This is a genomic window from Bacteroides sp. K03, from assembly GCF_019734355.1.
Classification (GTDB): domain Bacteria; phylum Bacteroidota; class Bacteroidia; order Bacteroidales; family Bacteroidaceae; genus Bacteroides; species Bacteroides nordii.
Genome location: NZ_JAASHC010000002.1, coordinates 59763 through 86095, shown reverse-complemented (window position 1 = coordinate 86095; position 26333 = coordinate 59763). Strand labels below are relative to the sequence as shown.

Annotated in this window: 19 protein-coding genes and 1 pseudogene; 11 read left to right on the top strand and 9 right to left on the bottom strand. The window is 40.4% G+C overall.

Features of this window, described 5'->3' with window-relative positions; genetic code table 11:
- Positions 1 to 36: 36 nt before the first annotated feature.
- From bcp to HCG69_RS01490, 4 genes are all read right to left on the bottom strand, one after another.
- Positions 37 to 501: a thioredoxin-dependent thiol peroxidase gene (gene bcp, locus HCG69_RS01505; RefSeq protein ID WP_221648566.1), complete on the bottom strand. Its 465-nt coding sequence runs from the start codon at positions 499 to 501 to the stop codon at positions 37 to 39.
- A 20-nt stretch (positions 502 to 521) separates the two neighbouring features.
- The gene (locus HCG69_RS01500; protein WP_255585255.1) at positions 522 to 1472 is read right to left on the bottom strand and encodes a radical SAM protein; all 951 of its coding nucleotides are present in this window, start codon (positions 1470 to 1472) and stop codon (positions 522 to 524) included.
- A gap of 77 nt (positions 1473 to 1549) precedes the next feature.
- Positions 1550 to 2743, bottom strand: coding sequence for a saccharopine dehydrogenase family protein (locus tag HCG69_RS01495; protein ID WP_221648564.1), 1194 nt, complete (start codon positions 2741 to 2743; stop codon positions 1550 to 1552).
- A gap of 96 nt (positions 2744 to 2839) precedes the next feature.
- Positions 2840 to 4123, bottom strand: coding sequence for a hypothetical protein (locus tag HCG69_RS01490; RefSeq protein ID WP_221648563.1), 1284 nt, complete (start codon positions 4121 to 4123; stop codon positions 2840 to 2842).
- A 124-nt stretch (positions 4124 to 4247) separates the two neighbouring features.
- Here HCG69_RS01490 and HCG69_RS01485 point away from each other — a divergent pair, with 124 nt between their 5' ends.
- Entirely contained in the window at positions 4248 to 5039 is a 792-nt protein-coding gene (locus HCG69_RS01485; protein WP_221648562.1) for an META domain-containing protein, read from the top strand.
- 303 nt (positions 5040 to 5342) lie between these two features.
- Here the strand turns inward: HCG69_RS01485 and HCG69_RS01480 are convergent, their stop codons facing one another.
- Positions 5343 to 6338, bottom strand: a complete 996-nt coding sequence (locus tag HCG69_RS01480; protein ID WP_221648561.1) for an iron ABC transporter permease — start codon at positions 6336 to 6338, stop codon at positions 5343 to 5345.
- Complete coding sequence (locus tag HCG69_RS01475; protein WP_221648560.1) at positions 6338 to 7462, bottom strand: ABC transporter substrate-binding protein; 1125 nt, start codon at positions 7460 to 7462, stop codon at positions 6338 to 6340. The genes HCG69_RS01480 and HCG69_RS01475 overlap by 1 nt, the downstream gene beginning before the upstream one ends.
- 407 nt (positions 7463 to 7869) lie before the next feature.
- On the opposite strand from HCG69_RS01475, the gene dnaK reads away from it, so the two are divergent.
- Positions 7870 to 9789, top strand: coding sequence for a molecular chaperone DnaK (gene dnaK, locus HCG69_RS01470; RefSeq protein ID WP_195349103.1), 1920 nt, complete (start codon positions 7870 to 7872; stop codon positions 9787 to 9789).
- Between the two features lie 203 nt (positions 9790 to 9992).
- A pseudogene (locus tag HCG69_RS01465) lies at positions 9993 to 10463 on the top strand (helix-turn-helix domain-containing protein).
- Positions 10464 to 10618: 155 nt separating this feature from the next.
- Here HCG69_RS01465 and HCG69_RS01460 read toward each other — a convergent pair.
- Entirely contained in the window at positions 10619 to 15493 is a 4875-nt protein-coding gene (locus tag HCG69_RS01460; protein WP_221648559.1) for a RecQ family ATP-dependent DNA helicase, read from the bottom strand.
- A 713-nt stretch (positions 15494 to 16206) separates the two neighbouring features.
- Here HCG69_RS01460 and HCG69_RS01455 point away from each other — a divergent pair.
- From HCG69_RS01455 to HCG69_RS01430, 6 genes are all read left to right on the top strand, one after another.
- On the top strand, positions 16207 to 17469 hold the full coding sequence (locus HCG69_RS01455) for a carboxypeptidase-like regulatory domain-containing protein (RefSeq protein ID WP_221648558.1): 1263 nt from the start codon (positions 16207 to 16209) through the stop codon (positions 17467 to 17469).
- Between the two features lie 46 nt (positions 17470 to 17515).
- Positions 17516 to 18067 (top strand): RNA polymerase sigma-70 factor, encoded by a 552-nt coding sequence (locus HCG69_RS01450; protein WP_195571596.1) that lies wholly within the window; start codon positions 17516 to 17518, stop codon positions 18065 to 18067.
- Positions 18064 to 18921 carry a FecR family protein gene (locus HCG69_RS01445; protein ID WP_221648557.1) on the top strand — a complete coding sequence of 286 codons (858 nt, stop codon included), beginning with the start codon at positions 18064 to 18066 and terminating at the stop codon, positions 18919 to 18921. Before HCG69_RS01450 ends, HCG69_RS01445 begins: the two co-directional genes overlap by 4 nt.
- An 18-nt stretch (positions 18922 to 18939) precedes the next feature.
- On the top strand, positions 18940 to 20496 hold the full coding sequence (locus HCG69_RS01440) for a carboxypeptidase-like regulatory domain-containing protein (RefSeq protein ID WP_221648556.1): 1557 nt from the start codon (positions 18940 to 18942) through the stop codon (positions 20494 to 20496).
- A 64-nt stretch (positions 20497 to 20560) separates the two neighbouring features.
- Positions 20561 to 20956: a hypothetical protein gene (locus HCG69_RS01435; RefSeq protein ID WP_221648555.1), complete on the top strand. Its 396-nt coding sequence runs from the start codon at positions 20561 to 20563 to the stop codon at positions 20954 to 20956.
- Between the two features lie 117 nt (positions 20957 to 21073).
- The gene (locus HCG69_RS01430; RefSeq protein WP_221648554.1) at positions 21074 to 21250 is read left to right on the top strand and encodes a DUF4250 domain-containing protein; all 177 of its coding nucleotides are present in this window, start codon (positions 21074 to 21076) and stop codon (positions 21248 to 21250) included.
- Between the two features lie 130 nt (positions 21251 to 21380).
- On the opposite strand, the gene HCG69_RS01425 is transcribed toward HCG69_RS01430, so the two are convergent.
- The gene (locus tag HCG69_RS01425) at positions 21381 to 22412 is read right to left on the bottom strand and encodes an aldo/keto reductase (protein ID WP_221648553.1); all 1032 of its coding nucleotides are present in this window, start codon (positions 22410 to 22412) and stop codon (positions 21381 to 21383) included.
- Positions 22413 to 22634: 222 nt separating this feature from the next.
- Here HCG69_RS01425 and HCG69_RS01420 point away from each other — a divergent pair, with 222 nt between their 5' ends.
- On the top strand, positions 22635 to 24206 hold the full coding sequence (locus tag HCG69_RS01420) for a ClC family H(+)/Cl(-) exchange transporter (RefSeq protein WP_221648552.1): 1572 nt from the start codon (positions 22635 to 22637) through the stop codon (positions 24204 to 24206).
- 124 nt (positions 24207 to 24330) lie between these two features.
- Positions 24331 to 25014, top strand: a complete 684-nt coding sequence (locus HCG69_RS01415) for a hypothetical protein (RefSeq protein WP_221648551.1) — start codon at positions 24331 to 24333, stop codon at positions 25012 to 25014.
- 421 nt (positions 25015 to 25435) lie between these two features.
- Here HCG69_RS01415 and nfo read toward each other — a convergent pair whose 3' ends face one another.
- Positions 25436 to 26278, bottom strand: a complete 843-nt coding sequence (gene nfo, locus HCG69_RS01410) for a deoxyribonuclease IV (RefSeq protein WP_221648550.1) — start codon at positions 26276 to 26278, stop codon at positions 25436 to 25438.
- Between the last annotated feature and the right edge of the window lie 55 nt (positions 26279 to 26333).

The following is a 26333-nucleotide window of genomic DNA, read 5'->3' as shown; positions in this document are numbered from 1 at the left end:
TAATAGTTAGAATTTAGTAGTCAGTATACTGACTGATTAGTCTTTGTTTACTAAAATTTGAGCGGCGTGTTCTTTGGTTTTCACCTCTTTAGGGCCAATGATTCGTTCTATAATTCCTTCTTCGTTAATAAGGAAAGTAGTACGGAATGTTCCCATGTATGCACGCCCATACAGTTTTTTTTCTCCCCATACACCGAATTCTTCTACCAATTTCTTGTCTGTATCGGCTATGAGAGTGAAGGGTAATTCGTTTTTAGCTATGAACTTCTGATGTGATTTCTCATCATCCACACTTACACCAATCACTTCGTAACCGGCTTTACGCAGTTCAGAGTAATTGTCACGCAAGCTACAAGCCTGCGCTGTACATCCGGAAGTATTATCTTTTGGATAAAAGTAGATTACGATTTTCTTTCCTCTATAATTGCTGAGACGTATTTCCTCTCCTTTTTCGTTTGCTCCTAGTATTTCGGGAGCTTTATCTCCAACGTTTAATCCCATATTCACATTATATATAAAGTTTATTTTACCGAATAATTCATCTTTCTTGTTACTTGTTTCATTTTATCTATCTTGCCTCCTGTTTTAGAGAATAATTTCCGAAGAATATAAGCTCCCATTTTTTTTCGGCGGCAGTATGATTCAAATGTTTCTGTATGATAATCAAAATCTTCAGTCCAACAGGAATGTGCAGAAACATAGCAATATGTCAATTCTTCAAATGTTTTATCCATATCTGGAGCTTCCTGTTCCAATGTTTCCAGATTTTTTTGTTCGGGAGCCATACAGATAATATCTCTTTTTTTGCAATCTTTTACAAGTGGGACGATTACGTCATCAAGCAATTCCGAAATTTTCTGAAGACTGAAGTTTTGATATTCACTATTACCTATCTCTTGTACAGGGCGCAGTTGGAGAATATCTAAAGGAATGTCTCCGAATACTTTCCAGAAATCTTTCAGCTCTTCTGTGTTGTCTTCATTCATTGTATAGTTGATACGAATTCTGAATTCCGGATATTTCTCTTTAACTTCTTTCAGATTTTTCAGTAATTGAAGAAAGAGTTCATGTTTACCATTAGTCATTAAATATTCATATGTTGCTTTATGGATACCATGTGTAGATAAGGTTATCTCGTTTAATCCAGCTTCTACAAGTTCATATAGTTGCTTTTTGATTAGCAAATTGCCATTTGTGGTGAGCGATATGTATGGAACATTGTATCTTTTTCCTAAACGGACAATTTCTACCAGATTTTTGTAAAGGCTTGGTTCAGCTCCGCAGCCAATCTGTAATTTCAATGCACGATGAAAGAGAGCTTCAGCTATGTTTTCCATATCTTGTTTGGTAAGATTGCCATGCATCTCTTTTCTTTTCTCATCATCACTGAAATAACACATCTTACAGCGGAAGTTACAGCTCAGTACCGGATCCAGGTATATCCCTAAATATCTCCTTTGGGTTATATGCATAACATATAACCCAAGTAGTCTGATTCTGGGACTTTTAAGCTTTCCGAATAACTTTAATAACTGATAAAAATCCATTTTTATAACTCTAAATCACCATTAAATACTTCGTGCCAGGGTAATCCCTGTTTATTCAGTTGATCCATGAACGGATCCGGATTAAACTCTTCTACATTATTCACACCCGGACGTTTCCATTCTCCTTTGAAGAACATCATGGCGCCGATCATAGCCGGCACACCGGTAGTGTAGCTGACTCCCTGCATACCAGTTTCCTTGTAAGCTTCCTGATGGCTACAGTTGTTGTATACGTAGTATGTGCGTTCTTTACCATCTTTCAATCCCCGGATGCGACAGCCAATAGAAGTTTCGCCTTCATAGTTTTCGCCCAGTTCCTGTGGATTAGGTAATACGGCTTTGAGGAATTGTAACGGGATGATTTCTACGCCATTGTAATTGATTGGATCAATACGGGCCATACCAATATTTTGAATTACGCGCAGGTGAGTCAGATATTCCTGACCGAAAGTCATCCAGAAGCGTGCACGCTTGATCGTAGGGAAATGTTTTACCAATGACTCCAACTCTTCATGATAGAGCAGGTATGAATCGCGCGGACCGATATTAGGATAGGTAATATCTTTGTGAATTTCAAGCGGACCGGTGGTTACCCATTTACCATCTTGATAATAACGTCCGTTTTGGGTGATTTCACGGATATTAATTTCCGGATTGAAATTAGTGGCAAACGCTTTATGATGATTACCTGCATTACAGTCTACGATGTCCAGATACTGAATTTCGTCGAAATAGTGTTTAGCGGCATATGCTGTATAGATTCCACTTACCCCCGGATCGAAACCACAACCCAAGATAGCTGTCAGCCCGGCTTCTTTGAAGCGATCGTGGTAAGCCCATTGCCAACTATATTCAAAATGAGCTTCATCTTTGGGCTCATAGTTCGCAGTATCCAGATAGTTCACTCCAGCTTTCAGACAAGCTTCCATAATAGTAAGGTCTTGATAGGGGAGGGCAACATTGATTACCATTTCCGGTTTGAAGTCATTGAATAAAGCTACCAGCTCGTCTACATTATCAGCATCTACTTTGGCTGTTTTTATATTAGGATTACCAATGGCTTTTACGATGTCATCGCATTTGGATTTAGTGCGGCTGGCAATCATAATGTCAGTAAATACATCGGCATTTTGTACCACTTTGTGCGCAACAACGGTACCTACACCGCCCGCACCGATAATAAGAACTCTACCCATTTCTTTAATATGAGAATTAAAAATTAAGAATTTAAGACTTGTTTAAGGAACAAATATACGGTATTATTTTTATAAAATCATTCCCTCTTTCCTTATTTATTTATAACGAAGCAACGTGCCGCTTTCAAATTCAAGTATTTTACGAGCGTACAACCAGCTTTCAAAACGCGTGTCCTGTTTATATTCTATTTGGATAGGATTGCCCAGTGCCAGACGACATTCATCTGTGGTCATTCCCTCCTTTATTTTTCCTTGAGCAATTAGTTTCCAATTTTCTTCTGTGATGTAAGGGTACTGCTTCCGGATATTTCCAAACACAAAAATATCTTCTATGTAATTCTCGTTTTTGGTAATTATATCATATTTCAAATCTACTTCAGTCTCATAAGTGCTTCCGTTTGCATCTTCCAGAGTCAGCATAGCTATTGTTTTAGGAGACTCAATGGAAATATCTTTTATTTGTAACGGAGTGTAGCGTAGCAGGCGTACTTCTAATGCTGTGGTACTTCCTTCTACTTTCATGTTGCATTTTGTACTCATCGTTTGCTTGGGATAGACGGACATGCCGACGTATTTGCTTTTTAAGTTTTCAAGTGTTAATGCATTTTGATTATTGAATGAGAATGCGTTTGGAAAATATTTAGTTTTCTTATCTGCCTGAAAGTCTGACTTATCCATGCCGGAATTTGTTCTGGATAAAGCTACTTCAACATAGTATGAATTACCTTTTGTGTCTTCAAAAACAATCTTTACCGGATAGGCTTTACTGCCTACTCCTATATTTGTGATTGTAACTTTTTCATTTTCGGCAATTTGTACTGTCTTATAACCTGAATAGCTATTACTGTCGTCTATCCGTGCACTGGCGATGTGGGTGTAAACAACTTTGCCGATAAGTAACTCTCGTGCCTTGTCTACATCGGGTAAATATACCAGGCCACTAATGTTGGCACGTGGGTTTTGTTCACAAATATCATTAAGGCGTAGGTTTTTGAATTCGGAATAATACTTATTTCCTTCGCAGCTAAAGATGAAACGGGTGGAGTAATTAGTACCCACGTAGGTCTCTTTTTCTTTCTCTTCTGTACCCTGAAACTCGAAGATTTTGTGTTTAAGTTTATTGCTGTCTACTTCTTTTTCTGTTTCGTAAGAGTTGAAGATTGGAATAAAAAGCTCATTACCATCAGGAATAAACATGAATTTTAATCCGGGTGTCCATTTACATAAGAGTTGCAACGGAAAGTTACTCTCAATAAATTGTTCTTCTTCGCTCATACTATTACTTTTTTGCTGAGGCGTCGTTACAAGATAATCATTCTGAGCTGTAATGGCTACAATTCTCAGAATAAGGCAGAGGAGGATAAATGTAATTCTTTTCATCTTCGTTTGTATTTCATGAACCATTGAATTGTCTGTTCTGTTAATATTAACTCAGACAAATGTATGAACTTTATGTTATTTTTGATATATTTGCGCCCATATTTAACTTAAACGTTATTGAATAATGAAAAAAGTATTAGTTTCTATTTTCATTGCAGGTGCAGCACTTGCAATGTCATCTTGCCGCTCTTCCAAAGAGGCGACTTCTTTGTCTTCCATGAATGGTGAATGGAACATTATTGAGATAAACGGTACAGCTGTTGTGCCGGGTCAAGGTCAGCAAATCCCTTTTATCGGCTTCGATACTACTACAGGAAAAGTATATGGTTACACCGGATGTAATCGTTTAATAGGATCAATTGATGTGAATGCGAAAGCTGGTACAATTGATTTGGGAGCATTAGGCAGCACTCGTATGGCTTGCCCGGACATGACCCTTGAACAGAATGTATTGAGCACTTTGGGACAGGTCAAGGGATATAAAAAAATGGGGAAAGCAACAATGGCTCTTTGCAATGCTTCCGACCGTCCTGTTGTTATACTTCAAAAGAAAGCTTCCGATGTGAAAGTGGCTGATTTAAAGGGTGAATGGAACATTACGGAAGTGAATGGAGAAGCGGTTCCTGCTGGTATGGAAAAACAACCTTTCATTGCTTTTGATGTGAAAGAACAGAGAATTCATGGCAATGCCGGATGCAACCTGATCAATGGTGGTTTCAAAATGGAGGAGGGTAATGCTCTTTCAATCTCTTTCCCTGCTGTAGCATCTACCATGATGGCATGTCCTGATATGGAAACCGAAGGTAAAATTATGAGTGCCCTGAATGAAGTGAAATCGTTTGGTAAACTTGCCGGTGGTGGCATTGGCTTGTATGATGCGAATAATACTTTAGTATTGGTGCTTACCAAGAAATAAGAGAAGTATATATTAAATAAGTATAGTGTAGCCCCGGATGGACAAATGTTGTACATCCGGGGCTATGTGTTTATGTCTGAATATAAGGAAGGTAGATGGCTTTTGCCTTAGAGAAGTACTCTTTTCTTCGGTGAGGAGCAATGTACGACATGTGCATCTCGTACAGCGCGACATGTGCATCTCGTGCAGTACGACATGTGCATCTGGTACAGTACGACATGTGCATGTCGTACATCGTTCCTTACCAACCTTGTACAGGTTGAGTCCTATCATACGCTATGAAGGTCTTACTGAAGTATTGCTTCATCCTTTATTTTTTAGTATGATCCAGATAATGACTGGAGCACCAAAGAGGGCTGTCACGGCATTAACGGGGAGTGTGCCTTGAAAACCAGGCATTTGTGAAATGAGGTCACATATCAATAGGATGATGGCTCCACATAACATAGAAGCCGGAAGAATAATCCGGTGATTGGGAGTCTGGAATAGCCCACGGGCAATATGAGGCATTGTGATCCCAATAAAAGCAATCGGTCCGGTGAAAGCCGTTGAAGTACCTGCCAACAGTGCTGTAGCCAGAATAATCCATAAACGCAGTTGAGTGACAGAAATACCCAGTCCACTGGCGTAGTTTCTGCCCAGTAGTAATACATTCAGCTGTTTCTGTAAAAGTAGCGCTAGAAATATTCCACAGATAATGACAGGAGCCATTACTGCCATTTGTCCCCAACCTACAGAAGAAAGGCTACCGAATGTCCAGGTAATAAATAGTTTCAGTGTATCCGGATTACTCATGCTTTGCAGAATACTCACTATTGCTCCGGCAAAATAACCGAACATCATACCTATTATTAACAAAGAAACGGTCTGTGGTATGCGAATGGATACGATTATAACCAACAATAGTACACATACTGCTCCAATAATAGCAGCCATTACCTGCCCCCATCCGGTAATGAGCCAAAGGGGAAGGGTGGAAGTACCTAATGTGAGTAAGGCAACTCCCAAGCTGGCACCGGAGGTAACCCCCAATACGTCAGGGCCTGCCAATGGATTATGAAACAGGGTTTGCATCAGTACGCCGGCTACAGAGAGAGCTCCTCCCGCCAGTATGGCAGTAATAGCTTTAGGTAACCGGTGATTTAATATGATCTCATGATAAATAAGATTGTCACTGTTTCCTGTTAAGGTTACCCACACATCAGATAATGACAGGTTGACACTGCCAATAGCGATATCAGCCAGAAAAGCACAAATCAGCAGTCCGCTTAACAAAAAAAACAGAGGATAACTTTTCATTATTTCAGTCGTTCGTAATAGGTCAGTTCATATTCAGAGAAAAGGTTGGGATGGCAGATTTTAATCATGTCATTCAGTAGCAAGTCAGGACGTGCGACTCCGCTTTCCCAGTAGTCATTTCCTCCGGTAGCATTTGTTCGTTTGTTTGTATTGTACACATTACCTTCTTTGTAGGCTTTGAAAAGTTTGTATTTGTTATCTGTTTTTCCCAACTCTTCGAGTGAAGAAGCCTGTGCACCTATCCATATATCCGCTTGGTTAAAATTCACCAATACCTCTTCTATATTACTGGGAATACTGGTGCTGGTTGAATCCTGTGAGTATTTGTACGAGGCTCCGGCATCACGAAACAATTGGGCTGTATAGCTTTTACCACCAGGTAATGACCAGGTACCGCGATAATCCTGTCCGGAGAAAATAGATGGAGCATATGAGAGTACCAGTGCTTTCATTTTTGAATCGTTATAGCGTTGTTCTATTCCCGTATATATACTGTCAGCCAGTGCTTCTTTATCAAAGAAAGCCCCGATAAATTTAATCCATTCGGCGCGTCCCAGCAAAGTCGGCTCTTGCCACTCTATATTATATATAAGGTTAAGGCCTGTCTGTCGCATTCGTTTGCTATTCTCATCTTCGGTATTATAAGCGGTAGTCATGACAGCTTGTGGATGGAGTAGGAGCAGATTCTCTATATCAAGATTGAAAGCGTCTCCCAAATCCTTAATTTGTCCTTTTTCTACTCCCTTTAGAATAGTGGGGTTATAAATATACTCAGAATTACATACGCCCGTCACTTTGTCAAGTTCTCCCAACAACTCTAGGAAGCCGAGATGGGTGGCTGAGTTTGTCATCAGGCTTTTTAACGGAATAGTAATTTTATGTCCGTCTTGGGGCACTACAATTGTCTCATCTTTAACGAGATAATATTTATCATATATTTCTCCTGGTTTCCAGGGATTATATACAGTGACAATGGTATAATTATCGGTATGTGCTATACCGAAACCTTGGGCTTGTGACAGAGAAACGGGAGTACTATCTTGTAATACTGTTTCCTTTTTTGTTTTTCCACCACAGGCTGTCAGCAAAACAAAAAGGCAGATGTATAAAATGCGGTTTGTCATATCAGGTTTGTATAAATTAGAAACTAGTAGTTGGTAGTTAGTAATTGGTAGTTAGAATCCTTTCGGCATGTTAGTACTATTACGCCGAAAAGGATTCTAACTACCAACTACTATCTTCTAACTTCCAACTACAAAGATAAGAATTTATTTTTTCCATCGAACCAGAGCCGGTTACATTTGTTGTATGAAGCAATCATGCTTGCAGCCTTGTGCCTGCTGCGGCAGTTTCTATCGTTAAAAACTGTCGTTTTGGCAGAAAATATGTCACTAACTAATGTAATTTCCTTTTGGCACACGGTTTGTTTTTTAGTTGTCGTCCGCTTGAAAGATATCCTTGAAGAAAGGCGCTGAATGACAATCGGACAAAAGGAAATTAGAATAATAAATAATATAAAAGTATAAAGATCATGGGAAAAATTATTGGTATTGACTTAGGAACAACAAATTCATGTGTTTCTGTATTCGAAGGAAACGAACCGGTAGTAATTGCAAACAGCGAAGGTAAACGTACAACTCCTTCTATTGTTGCATTTGTTGATGGTGGCGAACGTAAAGTAGGTGATCCTGCAAAACGTCAGGCTATCACAAATCCGACAAGGACAATTTTCTCTATTAAACGCTTCATGGGTGAAAATTGGGATCAGGTGCAAAAAGAAGTAACCCGCGTTCCATATAAAGTAGTAAAAGGTGATAATAACACTCCGCGTGTTGATATTGATGGTCGTCTTTACACTCCGCAGGAAATTTCTGCAATGATTTTGCAGAAAATGAAGAAAACTGCTGAAGACTATCTTGGACAAGAAGTAACAGAAGCTGTTATCACTGTACCTGCATACTTCTCTGATTCACAACGTCAGGCCACTAAAGAGGCTGGGCAGATTGCCGGACTGGAAGTAAAACGTATCGTAAATGAACCGACTGCTGCTGCACTTGCTTACGGTCTTGATAAGGCACACAAAGATATGAAGATTGCCGTATTCGATCTTGGTGGTGGTACATTTGATATCTCTATCCTTGAGTTCGGTGGTGGTGTATTTGAGGTACTTTCTACTAATGGTGATACTCATCTTGGTGGTGATGACTTTGACCAGGTAATTATCAATTGGTTAGTTGAAGAATTCAAGAATGATGAAGGTGCTGATCTTACCCAGGACCCGATGGCTTTGCAACGTTTGAAAGAAGCTGCTGAAAAAGCTAAGATTGAATTATCTTCTTCTACAAGTACAGAAATCAACTTACCGTATATCATGCCGGTAGGTGGTGTACCTAAGCACTTGGTTAAGACATTGACTCGTGCTAAATTTGAATCTCTGGCTCATAACTTGATTCAGGCTTGTCTTGAACCATGTAAAAAAGCAATGCAGGATGCAGGTTTGGGTAACTCTGATATTGATGAAGTAATCCTTGTAGGTGGTTCTTCACGTATCCCTGCTGTACAGAAACTGGTTGAAGATTTCTTTGGTAAAACTCCTTCTAAAGGTGTTAACCCCGATGAAGTAGTAGCTGTAGGTGCTGCTGTACAGGGGGCTGTGTTAACAGACGAGATCAAAGGTGTGGTATTGTTGGATGTTACTCCGTTGTCAATGGGTATCGAAACACTGGGTGGTGTGATGACTAAGTTGATCGATGCTAACACAACTATTCCTGCACGTAAGAGTGAAACATTCTCTACTGCTGCTGATAATCAGACAGAAGTAACTATTCATGTGTTGCAAGGTGAACGTCCGATGGCTGCACAGAATAAATCAATCGGCCAGTTCAATCTGACAGGTATCGCTCCGGCTCGTCGTGGTGTACCCCAGATTGAAGTAACATTCGATATCGATGCTAACGGTATCTTAAAGGTATCTGCTAAAGATAAAGCTACCGGCAAGGAACAAGCTATCCGTATTGAAGCTTCCAGCGGTTTGAGTAAAGAAGAAATTGATAAGATGAAGGCAGAAGCAGAAGCTAATGCTGAGGCAGATAAGAAAGAACGTGAGAAGATTGATAAACTGAATCAGGCTGACAGTATGATTTTCTCTACTGAAAATCAATTGAAAGAACTGGGTGATAAGTTGCCTGCTGACAAGAAAGCTCCGATTGAAGCTGCTTTGCAGAAACTGAAAGATGCTCACAAAGCACAGGATCTGGCTACTATTGACAGTGCTATGGCTGAACTGAATACTGCATTCCAGGCTGCAAGTGCTGAGATGTATGCACAGAGTGGTGCACAAGGTGGTGCTCAGGCTGGTCCCGATATGAACGGTGGACAACAAGCTGGTGGACAGTCTAATGGTGGACAGGATGAACATATTCAGGATGCAGACTTCGAGGAAGTCAAATGATTCCGATAAGGAAACAGATAATAAACAATAAGCAAAAGCGTGCAGCTCAACTAGTTGCACGCTTTTTGCGTTTATGGGGTTCATGGTTGCTATGTGTTTTCTATGGGCTTTTTTATCTCTTATTTGTGACATATTTGCGACGCGTCTTATTTGGCGATAAGGTACAACTTAGATTGATATAAACCATTTATAACGAGAAGAATATGCTAAGAGGTAATTACACCATTCAAAGAAATTGCGAGGAGGGTGGTAAAATCTTCACTCCTCCTACCTTAGTGTCGAAGTATTGTTGTCCGACTTGCCTGCAAGTAAAGGTTACTTGACAATTCCAGAAGCGGTATTGCTTTATGGGATTAGTAGGGATGTACTTTATAGAATGATTCGTAAAGGGTTGATTCCTTCACACAATCTTGGGCAACGGCAGATTCAGCTTAGTCGGTCAGTACATAGATGAACACTTCAAAATAAAGTCTGCTGTTAAAAAGAAAAAGAGGGAAACATTATCCTTTGAACCCAAAGATTGCTACACCATTGGAGAGATAGCCAAGAAGTTTCATATTAATGATAGTAGCGTTTTTAAGCATATACGCCATCATTTAATCCCTACACGTCAAATCGGCAACTATGTTTATGCCCCAAAATCAGAAATAGATAAATTATATAAGTCGTTATGAAGAAAGCATTACCTAATACTAAAGTGACCGTCAAACTCAGAAGGTCGAGCATTCTGCTATCAATGTATTGTTATATATCTGCATCGTTTTCTTATTATTTGAGCATAATATTTTATTTTTATCACAAAGGTTGTAGCGATTTTAGTGTTTTTAACTCACATAGAAAGCACCAAATCTGCTAAAAGAACAGCCGTTTCCGGTTCATTTTTTTGTGCATCTTTAGGTTTCCATGCTACAACAAAACGTACAGATGCGGATTTTACCTTATATCCCCTTTCTTCCCACTCGGATAGTGTGTCCTGCATTTTTAATGATAACTTTGCTACAGGTTTATTGGTCAATGAGCTATACAAAAAGAAATCACTGTAAGTCAGAGAATCTCCCCCTCTCAATGCTAAGACCTCATGTTTACGTTCTTTGAAGAATCCTAAATAGACATCTTTATGAGAGAGCTGTAGCACAATTTCTTCGGGCATGTTATATTGTCGTTGATCGACAAAATATCGGTCTGCACTTAAACGATTGAAGCAATCGCCATTCGTATGTACAAACAACCGGTTTTTCGCACGGGTTATTCCTACATAATATCGGCGCATCAGATAGGCATCTTTTACATAACTGTCGGATATGAGCATATACACATCGTCAAACTCTCTGCCTTTGGCTTTGTGAATGGTTGATACCACAACATCGGCTCCTGATACATCACAGAAGTCTTCCACTGACGATTCAAATATAAATTCTTTGAAGTCACTGAAATATTTTGTCTTGTTGGTTTGTTCAAACTGGTTTACACAACGCTTCATATATATTAAACTTTGACTCCTATCATAAGCGGAGAAGGTCGCATACTTGGCTTCCTCCCATAGTTCTTCTGTAATTAGTGGTGTTTTTATCCGTTTGTCTATATACCTCATGAAATATCTCATTTCTGCCATGTTCCAAAAGCGTAAGCCGTCCATTGACTGTATCAGTTTGCTGCTTATGCCATGTTTTCGCAAGAGGGCCATCAAGATAACGGCCTCTTCGTTTGTTTGGGTGAGCACACACGAAGTACCTTTGTCCTTGTGTTGAAGTAAGTTCTCGACGAGCGGCTGATACATATACTTTGATTGATGGCGTGTCACTTCCACCCAACCCTCTTCTTTTCTCATGGAGATGATTGGCGTACTTTTTATCCTTTTATCGATGGTTTTCAAGAAGGCGTTGGCAAAATCCACCGGATGGTGTGCACTGCGGTAATTCTCGGTCATCTCAACAAATGTGCTTCCGCTTTCTTGTGCCAGCCGGTACATATAACTTGAATCGGAACCGCGGAATTCATAGATGTTCTGGTCGTCGTCTCCCACTGCTATTACACGCATTTCCTCGTTGTTGGTCATTAGAGCCTTTACAAGTGCGTGCTCTTCGGCTCCCATATCCTGAGCTTCGTCTATGACCAGCACCGTCTTGCCGATTTTATTTGGTTCTACTTCTCCTTGGTTGATCATCTCAGCTGCCTTTGCAACGACATTTTTTGCATCCTCAAGATTTCCTATCCGTCCCAGAAGGTCGAAGCAATAGGAGTGGAATGTTTTTATTTCGACAAAATGGGCAGCGTTACCTATCAATTCCATGAGTCTTTGTTTGAATTCTGTTGCGGCTACTCTTGAAAACGTCAGCATCAGGAGCTGTTCGTGTTTTACGTCTTCAAGTAGCAGAAGTGAGGCCAGTTTGTGAACCAATACTCGTGTTTTTCCACTACCTGGACCAGCTCCGACCACAATGCAACGTGAATCCTTATCGGAGATAATTTCCATTTGCCGTTTGGACAATTGCCCAAATAACTGCTTGTATTTCTGTGGCGTCAAGTTACGTTGTATCTCGCTAATTCTGTCGCCTTTGAAATATTTTGTGACAAACTTCCTGTAATCCATTTGGAAATAGTCTTGAACATATTGCAGTGCTGCATGATAATCTTTCACCATCAAATTGGCATATTCGCCCACAATATGCACTTGTTGGATTTTCAGTTTGTAGAATTCATTTAGCATCCGGTAGTCGTCTTGCTTGTATCTCGACTTGTTATCCTTTATTCTTTGGATATTCATGGCATTATAAAGTACCAAGAAGCCGCCTTCAAGTTTTAGCGCACCGATTTTCGACAAGTATAGAAGTGCTTCTTCCACGTCTTCTAACTGAATGTCGTCAAGTCCGCCGAAAAGGGATTGAGGACTTGATTTTATTCGGTTTAGAAGTTCTACTACAGAGAACTGGATAGCTTTGCCGGGTGTGTTTTCCTTTTCTGCATCTGAGGCCAACTTGTATAACCATTCCACGGTAAAACGACTTATTTCCAATCGTTTTTCGAAGCGTCTGATGGTAGATTCCAAGTCTGCTTGACGGCTTATCTCCATATTACGGACCGCATCTTCTTTCTTACGTGTATATCCTTTTACGGTAAGGAAATAGAGCAGAGTCCGGATGTCTTTTTCTTTGGATGTATTGATTCCGTCGTTTACGGCGTTCTCATTCAGTTGCTTACATGAAATTCGCAAAGAGCCGTCGGGAATATGGTTAAGGATGTATTGTTCAAGTTTTGCAAAGCGTTCGAGGAGTATTTGCGACTTTCGTTCCGAATCACCTATATCCTGCAAATAGGCAGATATATCTTTGTTGTCTGCCAATATGCCTTCCTGTCGCATGCGTTCCACTACGGATATAACTTCTCTTTTGCTTAGTCCCAAGATATCTGCCAGATAGTCGATCCGTGATTCTGCCTCTGAATCCTGGGCCTTAGCGATGTGTTTTTGGGATATCAATGATTTGATGATGCGGATTGCCTTTTCTATTTCATCGCTCCCAAAGAGTACTGACGCTGAAATACGTTCTCTTGCTTCGTCCATGTTTTTCACCGTGATTCCTGTGGCATATACATGAGGCACATTGTTTCCTCTTACCAAGTATCCGCTTTGTTCCAAAGCCGCTAGTGCTGTTCGTATACGGGTTTCAATGTCAGATACCGAATCGTCCCATCCTGCTTGCCGGGCAATTTCCAATGCAGAACAGTTGACTTTCATGCGCTGTCTGGTAAGGTTTTTGACAGCTTTCCATACTTGTTGTATTTCACTGATACTTAGTTTCGTTTGGTTTAGTAATATAAAATGTTTGTCCAAGTCATTGTCACTATAAAGCACATAGCAACGTGCACTGAGGCCGGGATCACGACCAGCTCTGCCTGCTTCTTGAACGTAGTTCTCCAGCGAATCGGAAATATCATAATGTACCACAAGACCGACATCTTTCTTATCGACCCCCATGCCAAATGCAGACGTAGCCACAATGATGTGCACCTGATCGTTCATGAAGGCATCCTGGTTGGCAATTTTTTCATCAGCTTCCATCTTACCATTGAAAGGTAGCGCCTTGTAACCGTCACGCGTCAATTTAACTGCTAATTCTTTTGTTCGTTTGGTACGTGATACGTAAACAATTGTCGGGCAATCGGATTCCGCTACAAGTTCTCTCAGCTTTAAATATTTGTCATTGTCACTTTCTACATGTATGACGGAATAGTGCAGATTTGTTCTTGAGGCTGTTGATGCGAATAACTCTAAGTTCAAGTCCAAGGTTTGCTTGAAATAGTCGCAGATGTCTTGTATTACTTTCTGTTTTGCAGTAGCCGTAAAGCAGGATACAGGGATCGGGTTTTTGCATTTTTTCTTTTGCTGGTACTTTCGGATGAATTTACCAATGTAGAGATAGTCAACTCTAAAATCCTGCCCCCATGAAGAAAAGCAATGCGCTTCATCTATTACAAATCTTACAACGTGGCGTGCCACCAATATTTTCTCGATTGTTTTTGAGCGAAGCATTTCCGGGGATATATACAACAGTGAGGCTTCTCCGTCTTGTACTCTTTGTATGGATAGTGCTCTTGTTATGGGGTCTAACATTCCATTTATGGTTACGGCATCCGTGATACCTCTGTCGGCAAGGTTATCTACCTGGTCTTTCATGAGAGACTGCAAAGGGGAGATGATAACCGTAAGCCCGTGCACGGAGTGTCCTGCCATGAGTGCCGGCAATTGGAAGGTGAGTGATTTGCCGCCACCGGTAGGAAATATCGCCAGCAGCGATTTGCCTTTCACCGCTGCTTGGGCTGCTCGTTCTTGCAGTGGCTCGCCTTCGTATGTTCGGAAACGTTCATATCCGAAAAATGTTTTTAGATTATAGAGTACATCCAATTGCGTATGGCAGTAGCCGCAACCTTCCTGGCAATTAGTGTGACGCAGGAGTTTTACAATAAATTCTACTTCCGGATAATTGTAAAGTACCCATCCGGGAGTGATAGAACGATAGTCGGTGGTCTCAATCAGAGCCAATGCGTATGCCAATCCGCATGGATATTGTTCGATGAGCATGTCGAGGTCGGCATGATGGCAAATCTTTCCAGTATAAAGTTCTTTTATAAATTCAGGTATTCCTTCATGGATATATTTTGCGCTTACCATGCTAAGAAATCCCTCAAATTCTTTCTTGTCCTTCAGTAACGATGCGAATAGTATACGCTTTTCCTCCGGTAATGAATTCCAGCGTGCTATTTCGTCCAGTAATAAGTCTTTTGCTTTTTTGCAATCGTTCACCGGATTATTCATCTGTTCGCTAATCAGTTTGTCATCTTTCACAAGCCTATGGTAAGGGCGTTCCGGGAATAATAAAGGCGAGACATAAAGTGTATCAACTAAAATCCAGCGGCATGTTTTGTTCGTGAACAGATATTTGGCATCATGATGAATGATATTGTGGCCACAGATGTAATCTATGTTGTTTAAGAAAATAAACAGTTCTTCTTTTGACGTTTTATGGAATGTCGTGTCATCATGTTTGAGTGCTCCTATATCATGAATTTTATGATCTTTCAAGCCGACTTCAACATCTACTATGGCATAATTTGTGGCACTACATGGTACAGAGGTCGTTTTATTACCAATGATATTGTTTCTATCCTCGGTTTTCTTGATTCCTATGAGCTTGCTCCATATTGACATATATTCAATATAATAAATAGTTTTATAATTTGAATTAGTTATGTATCGGCATCGTTTTCTTATTGTTGTTCGGGTATAACACCTCAATATCATTTACAAAGGTAAGGATAAAACCGAAAAATCAGTTAAAATTACCGTTCTCTTTTGATTTTTATGCGTTTACATCCCGTTGTTTAAGAATATCGTACTTTTATAAGCAAGAGCTGTTGTTGCTTATGGATACTTATTTTTGGGTTTACGTTATATTTACAACACATGTACGGAAGCCGTTGATAAATATATCATGTTGACTTTGAGGAAGTGAAGTAAAATCGATCAGTAAACGATTAATATATTAAAAGAGAGAGCTGTAGGTCATTGACTTACGGCTCTTTTTTTTAGAGATTTTTTTAGGAGGAAGTATACTAACTAATAAAAAGTTGTACTTCTATTGGCTACTATTTTTAATTAGTATTTTTCAACTTTGCAAAAGTGTACAATCATCTATTGCAAAAGTGTACAATGATCCATAGCAAGAGTGTACATTATTGAGGTATAAAAGTGTACATTCTTATATTACTTGATTATCAGTGGTTTAATATGGGAATATTGGCTAATTCCAGATATAACACAAAAGAAGAAAAATTATTCATCGAATTTTAATAGGGTTTTCTACTTCTAAGCGATCTTATAAGTAGAAAGCAAGAATTATTCACCTTTAAAATCATACGAAGATGAAAAAGTTAGTTGGAGTTATAATGGGCTGGTTGATGTTTTTCTTACTATTGGATATTGCACCTTTGCAGGCACGGGAAGAAGTGGATGGCTATTTCACGGTTACAGGGGTTGTGAGAAACAAGGATGATAGGAAAAAACTGGAGAATGTGAATGTTTCTGTGCCCGGTACAAATATTGGGACGGTAACAAATTCAGATGGTATATTCTCTCTTAAAATCAAAGATGCTGAAATAGTCCGGGGACTGGAAGTATCTCATATCGGGTACCTCAATACTCAGATCTCTTTGAAAGAAAATAAGGATTTATCCACATTGACTGTGTGGATGATGCCGGCACCTAATTTACTGAGTGAGATTGTGATTTTTGGTAATAATGCCCGTGGCATTGTAGAAGAAGCAATTAGAAAAATCCCGGTAAACTATTCTTCTAATGAGAATATGCTAACAACATTTTACAGAGAAACAGTACAAAAGAGGCGTCGTTATATCAGTGTGTCGGAGGCTGTTATAGATGTATATAAGACAGCTTATAATGACCGTGTACCTGTGAGGGATAAGGTGCAACTTCAGAAAGGGCGTCGTTTGCTGAGTCAGAAAACCAGTGACACATTGGCTGTAAAGGTGGTGGGTGGTCCCAGTTTGGCTATTTATCTGGATGTCGTGAAGAATCAGGATGCATTATTGAATATGGGAGATTTGGATTATTATGAATTTCATATCGAAGAGCCAGTGAATTTTGATAACCGTATGCAATATGTAATCAGTTTTCGTCCTAAAGTTAACCTGATGTATGCATTGTTTTATGGGAAACTGTATATTGATTTTGAGAAACTGGCATTCACCCGGGCAGAGTTCTCGCTGGATATGAAAAATAAAACGAAAGCCGTGGAAGCTATTTTACATAAGAAACCTTTGGGCTTACAGTTTAAGCCACAGGAAGTATCTTATCTGGTGACTTATAAAGAGCAGAATGGGAAGACGTATTTGAACTATATATGGAATACCATTCGTTTCAAATGTGATTGGAAGAAGCGCCTCTTCTCTTCGGGATATACAGTTTATTCTGAGATGGTGGTAACAGACAGGCAAGAGGATAACTTTACAGCTATTTCTAATAAGACGGCTTTCAAAGAAAAGCAAGTGTTTTATGATTTAGTAGATGAATACTGGAACGAAGATTTCTGGAAAGAATACAATATCATTGAACCTACTGAGTCTTTGGAGCACGCTGTGAACAAATTGAAAAAGCAATCTCATTAGAGTTCAGATAGTTTTTTATATATTTGGTACCAATAATGATTCGGATATGCTAAATGAACTGTTCATACTTGCTAAAATAAAAGAGGGTGATATAAAAGCATTCGAGGAAATTTTCCGTCGCTATTATTCACCCCTTTGCTGGTATGCTGCAGGTATAACAGGCGAAGTGGAAGCTGCCGAAGAGATAGTAGAAGAACTCTTCTACGTATTTTGGAAAGACCGGGAACATTTGCAGATATTTCAATCCATTAAAAGTTATCTGTACAGGGCTGCACGCAATGAAGCGCTTCAATACTGCCAGCATAGAGAAGTCAGAGAACGGTATCGGGAGTATGTGCTGGCAGATAATGTTTCAGAACAGGTGTCTGATCCTCACCGGCAATTGGAGTATGAGGAGTTGCAGGAGGTTATCCGGCATACACTTGATAAACTGCCGGGGCGCAGGCTCAGGATATTTGAAATGCATCGTATGGAAGGAAAGAAATATGTAGAGATTGCTTCGTCTCTTTCATTGTCTGTCAAAACAGTGGAAGCAGAGATGACAAAAGCGCTCCGGACTTTACGAAATGAAATAGATAATTATATTCTTACGAAATGACTGAAGTAAATAAAAATAAAGTGAGGACAGATGAGGCATGGAAGCACTTGTATACTCGTTTGGATAAAGACAGCCTGCTTGTAGAGGCGGGAGAGGAGGTGATCCATCGCAGGCTTTTCTTAAAATGGGGAACTGTAGCTGCTGCTATGTTGGCAGGAGTGGTTTGTCTGATGTCTGTTTGGTGGTTAATGCCGGGAAATGATACTAAAAATCTTAATCTGGTAACTCAGGAAAACAGAGAGAAGTCAACGCTGGTCACTACTCTTGAAGATGGCTCTATTGTCTATCTGGGGCAGGAGAGTGTCTTGCAGTATCCTGAACATTTTGCCACGGATAAGAGAGAGGTTAACTTGCATGGAGAAGCCTTTTTTGATGTGGCAAAGAAACATGAACAAACTTTCCTGATTGAAACAGAGAAGGTACAGATAGAAGTATTGGGTACAGCTTTTAATGTCCGTAGTAATGAAGAAGTTCCTTTTAGTTTGTCTGTGCGGCGTGGTAAGGTGAAGGTATCACTGAAACGGGGAGGTCACAGTGTTCTTGTGAATGCGGGCGAAACGGTTACATTACAATCACAACAGTTACAGTTAAGTGAGACTTCACAAGGTGATGAGTCTGGTGTCTATACAAAGAATATACGTTTTAAGGATGAAAGCCTGGAAGATATCCTGCGGGTAGTGAATGCTGAAAATTCTGCGTTGCAGATACAAGCAGGTTCATTGGATTTGGGTAAACGCAAGCTGACTATTGAGTTTTTGGACAACTCACCCGATACGGTTGCCGAACTGATCTGTTGGGCGTTAAATTTGAAATGTACTCGTGAAGGAGATAAACTGATTTTGTCCGAACGATGATTCTTAAAGTTTAAAAATATGAAATTACATCCTCTCTGTCTGCTTTTCTTCGGACTGCTTCTTATTGCCGCTGGTACAATAAGAGCAGGTGGAGATGATGTTCTGGATCGTGTTATCAGTTTGCCTAAGATGAAAGGTACGGTGTATTCCTTGTTGGGTAAAGTCTCAGAACGTTCCGGATATCTTTTTGTTTATGATAGTAAGGTTGTGAACAATGATATTGTGACAAAGACGAGAGAGAAAGACTGTACAATTCGGCAGGCTATTTATGAAATAACCGGTAACAGGAGATTGGTTTTAAAGGTGATTGGAGGACATATATTAATCCTGCCTCCTGTAGAAAAGAATAAGAATATAAAAAAAGAGAGCCAATTGCCCTTGCCAGCCTTTTCCACAATTACCGGTACTTTGTTGGATAAAGAAACCGGGGAGCCAGTGGCCAATGCATCAGTGACAATTCAAGGTACTTCGATAGGTAATATTACAAACAAAGACGGAGAGTTCAGACTTCATTTACCCGACTCTCTGAGAGATGGGTTTCTCTCTTTTTCTCATTTGGGTTATGTAGCGCAGAATGTTGAAGCGGCTATGCTTACGGGTCGCGACAATATACTGAGTCTGGAGCCTAAAATCGTTCCCTTGCAGGAGGTTCTGATCCGGTTGGTAGAACCCAAAAAGTTGTTGAGGGAAATGCTAAAGCGGCGAGAGGAAAATTATTCATTGATCCCTGTTCATCTGACAACATTTTACCGGGAAGGAGTTCAGTTAAAGAACAAGTTCCAGAACCTGACGGAAGCCGTATTCAAAGTTTATAAATCTCCTCTGGATGAATCCGGGGTGTTGGATCAGGTGAAGTTACTAAAGATGAGCCGGATGGATAACCGTGAAAGTACAGATAGCCTGATAGCTAAGATTAGGGCGGGTATTCAGGCTTGTCTGCAACTGGATATCATGAAAGATCTGCCGGATTTTCTATCTGTTGATGCAGAAGATAATCCGTATACATATACTTCCGGTGGCATCACCTCTATAGATGACCGTTGTGTAAATGTGGTTTCTTTTGAACAGAAGCAAGGGGTTAAAGAACCGCTTTATTGCGGGGAGTTATATATTGATTCGGAAAATGGGGCTTTACTACAGGCACGGATTGAAATGCAACCCCGGTATATAAAAAAAGCTACAAGGATTTTTGTTGTCCGGCAAGCTCCCAGTGTAAACCTGACAGCACAAAAGGTGGTATATACTATTTCGTATAAACCGTGGAGAGGCACTTACTATATTCACCATATCCGCGGCGATTTGTTTTTTAGGATGAAGAAAAAACGGGCACTGTTCAGTAATCCCACTTTGCATACATGGTTCGAAATGGTAACATGCAAGGTAGATAGGGATAATGTGGCCCGTTTTTCCCGTACTGAAAGGGTACCAATACATACAGTACTTGCAGATATTGATTTTAAATATGATGAAAGTTTCTGGGAAGAGTTTAATACGATCCCGTTAGAGGAAGAGTTGAGTAAGATAATAGAGAAGGTAACGTTAAAGATAGAAAAAACAGTTCATCAAGAAGAGTGAAGATAAGCAGGATATTTGTTATTTTGCAGTCCGAATGAAATATATTCAATGAATACGAAAAGATATGATTAAACAAGACTATCTGGTACGGATGATTCAGGAAATTATCTCTTTGATTGCAAATGCTATTCTGAATAAGAAGAAACTTCGTAAGCAAGAGTGGGTAGAGTATGATTGCCTGACCAGACAAATTTTAGGCTTTCCTGCCGAGCAGTTGATTGATATGGATATGCGGGAGTTGATCGAACGGTATAAAGGCGATCCTGACGAAATGGGAAAAATAGAACTTGCTGCTATGAGTATGCTGAAATTGTCAGAAGATATGTCTTCAGATCATGTCCTGCAAAAATCCAAACTCCGACAGGACGGTCTCTGGTTGCTCAAGTATGTTCAGGAAGAAGGGAATACATTCTCTATCCAGCGGACAAGCCTGATAAAACTGTTGGAAATAAACGGGTGAATAAAAAGACGGTATGCAGGAGTGGAGCAAATGTATGCATAAAACTTTGCTGTATCTGCATCTGTTAATCCTGAAAAACTATATCTTTGTGCCCCGGTTACAAAATCGTGTTTTAATATGGAATTACCAAAAGACCCGATGATGCTGTTTAGTGTCATCAATATGAAGCTTCGTGATAACTATTCTTCGTTGGATGAATTGTGTGATGATCTGCATGTAGAGAAAGAGGACATTATTGATCAGCTCAAAAATGCAGGCTTTGAATATAGCCCGGAACATAATAAGTTCTGGTAATCTGTTGTTATAACGGAGCTGTTTAAATCTAAATTGTTTCACCAATCATTTTAGAATTAACTACTTAATAATCGGTGAAACAATTCATTGATCTTTATTTGTCTACTTACAGTATGTGTGGTAGGGCATATTAAAATATCAGTTGCGATTTTAATTCAGGGAACTGATTCTGATGCCAATACGGATATATTTTGGGCGTTTTACTTGCCTCATCCAATCGCTTTATTTGTTCTGCTGTCAGACTCCAGCCAATGGCTCCGAGGTTTAATTTCAAATGTTCTTCTGTTCGTGCGCCAATCACAAGACTGCAGATAGTGGGACGTTGCAATAGCCAGTTTAGTGCTACCTGTGCTACTGTTTTTCCTGTCTCTCCCGCAATATCTTCCAGAATATCAATAATATTGTAAAGAAGATCGTATGACATGATCTCATCACCTACCGGAGCACCGCCACGGGCTACTCTTCCATCTTCCGGAATCGGATTGTTACGACGATAACGTCCTCCCAAACGTCCTGCTGCTAACGGACTCCAGACAAATGTACCAACTTGCTGATCGATGCCAAGTGGCATCAGCTCCCATTCAAACTCACGGTTGAGCAAGGAGTAATACACCTGGTGGGCTACATAACGTGACCAACCGTATTTGTCGGAAACAGCCAGTGACTTCATTAACTGCCAGCCGGAGAAGTTGGAGCATCCGATGTAGCGTACCTTTCCGCTTTGAACAAGATTGTCCAGTGCGCTAAGGGTCTCTTCCAACGGAGTAGCGCCATCAAAGCCGTGCATATAATAGATGTCGATATGGTCTGTTCCCAAACGTCGCAGACTGGCTTCACAGGCATTGATAATGTGAAAGCGGGAAGCTCCCATTTCGTTCCGGTCTTCTCCCATTGGGAAAGTGGCTTTGGTGGAGATGAGAAGACGGTTTCGCTTTCCGGAAATAGCTTTGCCAAGTATCTCTTCCGACAAGCCACGAGAATAAATATCGGCTGTGTCAAAGAGATTTAGTCCGGCTTCCAGGCACATATCTACCATGCGGGTAGCTTCGGCAACACCTGTATTTCCCCAACCTTCAAACCCGTGAGTACCTCCAAAGGTTGCTGTTCCTAAGCTCAATGCCGGAACAAAAAGTCCTGAGCCGTTTAATTGTCTGTATTCCATAAATGTTTCTGATTTTTTGAATAATAGTAAATGTATATATAACGATTACTATTATGATAAAGTTGCATTTTGGGCAATAAAACCTGAAAGAAATGAAGTAAAACGTCTCCGGATAATAATTATACAGATATTAGCTAAACACAGGATACAGATAAATAACCTTTCGTCCACAAACATCTCTTGTTGTTTCATTGTTATACCCGGCAAATATCTTATTGGGGTATGTTCGAACACTGGAAAAGCTTGAAAGGAGTGAGGGGATGGCATGTCTGGAAATTAAAGTTGATTGATGCCAGATTGTACTTTGTCAGCATCTTTGTGGGATTGCTGACAGGGCTTATTGCCGTGCCTTATCATTATCTGTTACAATTTTTTTTCGATATCCGGCGCACATTCTTTGACGCTCATCCCCGTTGGTATTGGCATATTATGTTGTTCCTGGCATTATGGGGAATACTTATCTTTGTTTCTTGGTTAGTTCGTAAGATGCCGCTCATCACCGGTGGTGGTATTCCGCAAACGAGAGGGGTTATCAATGGCCGCATCTCCTATAAGCATCCTTTTATAGAAATGGTATCTAAGTTTGTGGGAGGAGTTCTTGCATTGACTGCGGGGTTGTCTTTAGGGCGTGAAGGTCCCTCTGTACAGATTGGCTCTTACGTTGGTTGCCTTGTTTCCAAATGGACGCGGGTACTTGCCGGAGAGCGTAAACAACTTCTGGCTGCCGGAGCAGGTGCCGGCCTGGCAGCTGCATTTTCGGCCCCTCTCGCTTCCTCATTGTTAGTAATTGAATCAATCGAACGCTTTGATGCACCGAAAACTGCTATTACTACGTTACTCGCCGGTGTGGTAGCCGGGGGGGTGGCAAGCTGGATATTTCCCATCAGTCCTTATCGTCTTATAGATGCCATCGAACCATTGCTTCCCTTTTTATCTCAGGTAAAACTATTCCTGTTACTTGCAGTGGTTATCTCTCTCTTTGGAAAATTTTATTCTGAATTGACGTTGTATTTCAAACAAGTCTATTCGCAGGTGAAACATCCTGTGCATATGAAGATGCTCTACCTGTTAGTGATTGCTTATGCTATTTCACTGTTGCAAGTGAATCTGACGGGAGGAGGCGAACAATTCCTGTTAGAACAGGTCACTGATGGGAGTAAGCAGGTTATGTGGGTGTTGGCAATGATGATGGTTCATTTTGTATTTACGGCACTTTCCATCTCTTCCGGATTGCCGGGAGGAAATTTTATCCCTACGTTGGTGACTGGTGGGTTATTCGGGCAGATTGTAGCTCTGATATTGGTACAAAGAGGGTTTATAGCTCAGGAGAATGTGAGTTATATTATGCTGATCAGTATGTCTGCTTTTCTTGTTGCTGTTATCCGGACACCACTGACGGCTATTGTTCTGATAACAGAGATAACAGGACACTTTGAAGTTTTCTATCCTTCTGTGGTGGTGGGCGGACTGACGTATTATTTCACGGAGTTATTGCAAATAAAGCCTTTCAATGTTACTTTATACAACGATATGATAAATACCCCCGATTTTCAGCAGCAGAAGCGTTATACACTCTCGGTAGAGATCATGACCGGGTCTTATCTGGATGGTAAAGAGGTGAATGAGTTAAGATTACCCGAACATTGTATCATTATCAATGTACACCGTGACCGGAAAGACCTGACACCGGCCGGTACCCGGCTTATTCCGGGAGATCAGGTACAAATAGAGATGGATGCACAAGACATCGAAAAGTTATACGAACCATTGGTAAGCATGGCAAATATCTATTAATAGCGGATCGTATAGAGCATTTGTATGCTGATTTATGGAATATACCAGCACTTTTGACTGATAATTCTTTGAATTTCATTTCTTTTATCTATATTTGTAGCCATACTGAAATACAACTATAGAAATGAAAAAACACGATTTTCTTTTTTTTCTTTGCGTGCTTGTCTGCTTCCTCCCTTTTTTCTTGAGTGATGTGGTGTATGATGCCTATAAGCAGTTTAACGCTTCTCATGGTATGGTAATGAGTTTTATCAAGTTTGCCATTCTTTCCACTTTGGGCGAGGTGATTGGGCTTCGTATCAGTACCGGTTCTTATCATCGCCGTGGTTTTGGTATTTTGCCCCGTGCGTTTGTCTGGGGATTACTCGGATTGGGGATCAACATGGCTTTTGTTGTTTTCTCTAACGGAGTTCCAGCTTTTGCTTCTTATCTGGGAGTAGCGGATGCCGGTAGTATAATGTCCGGGCCTCTTTCAATCGATAAGGTATTGCTGGCGTTGGCTATTTCTGTAACGATGAATACCATTTTCGGACCAGTATTTATGACCCTGCATAAGGTTACTGATACTCACATTCTTGCTACCGGAGGTACGATGAAGGGCTTCTTTACCCCTATTCCTATGGGGCAGATTTTGCAGAATCTTAATTGGAAAGTACAATGGGGCTTTGTTTTTAAGAAGACTATTCCGTTTTTCTGGTTTCCTGCCCATACCATAACTTTCCTTTTGCCGGGTGATGCACGTGTATTGTTTGCGGCTTTATTGGGAGTGGTACTTGGTATATTTCTGGCAATAGCAGCGCGCAAGTAACAGATCGTTTACTTTTATACCGGAGATCGCTTTTGTTTACAAATCGGTTTCTGCCAGCTTCTTTTTGTCAAGAGTCGATTTATTGATTCTTAACTAAAAAGAGCACTTTTCGTTGTAAAGCATCTGTTGCATTGCAACACAGTAGCATTTGCATCGCAACATGGTATGAAATGAATCATAACATACCAGGTAATAAACCGTTTCATACCGAGGAAATTCATGTAAGTACCGAGGAAAACTTACTTAACAACCTTGCTCAGGAGTGCTTTGAACGAGGAGGACGAAAAAAAAGAGGAAAGTTATAACTTCCCTCTTTTACCTCAGTTTAATCTGAATATACTTTATCATTACTCTTACAAAGATACTACTTTACTTTCTCAAAGTCAAGCTTTTTCCCTTTTATTTTAAGAAAACTATTTGTTTACTTGTTTTCTGATTGTTCCCGCAGCCAGGCTATCTCTTCGGGCCACAACGTTTCGTCTATTGTTTCGAGTATCAACGGCATATTGTCAAAGCGTGGATCGCGCATTAGCTTTTCAAAGAAAGCGAAACCGATCAGCCCTTTTCCGATACTGTCGTGGCGGTCTACATGGCTGCCCAATTCTTTCTTAGAATCATTGAGGTGCATTCCACGGAGATAGCGGAACCCTACTACTTCTTCAAATTCGTTAAACACTGCATCATAATCTCCAAGGAAATCGTACCCTGCCGTGAATGTGTGGCAGGTATCCAGACAGACGCCAACCCGGTTTTTGTCTTCTACACGATCGATGATATATTTCAGATGCCAGAACTCATTTCCTAAGTTGCTGCCTTGTCCCGCAGTATTTTCAATAACTGCCGTTACTCCTTTCGTCTTTTCCAGCGTGATATTGATGCTTTCTGCAATGAGGTCAAGGCTGTCTTCTACTGAAATTTTATTCAAATGACTGCCCGGATGAAAGTTTAGCAGTTTCAGTCCCAACTGTTCGCAACGTTGCATTTCGTCTAAAAAGGCGGCACGGCTTTTCTCCAGTGCATCCGGTTCGGGATGTCCCAGGTTGATAAGATAACTATCATGGGGAAGAATATACTCCGGTTTGAAGTTATACTTTTCGCAGTTCTCTTTAAAAAGGCGAATACTTTCTTTGGTTAGAGGTTTACTTACCCACTGGCGTTGATTCTTAGTGAAAAGTGCAAAGGCATTAGCGCCTATTTCATGTGCATTGACAGGGGCATTTTCCACACCTCCCGAGGCACTGACATGTGCTCCGATATATTTCATACTGTTTCTTTTTAGTTTATTACATTTACATGCAAAGATAACAATTATTATATCT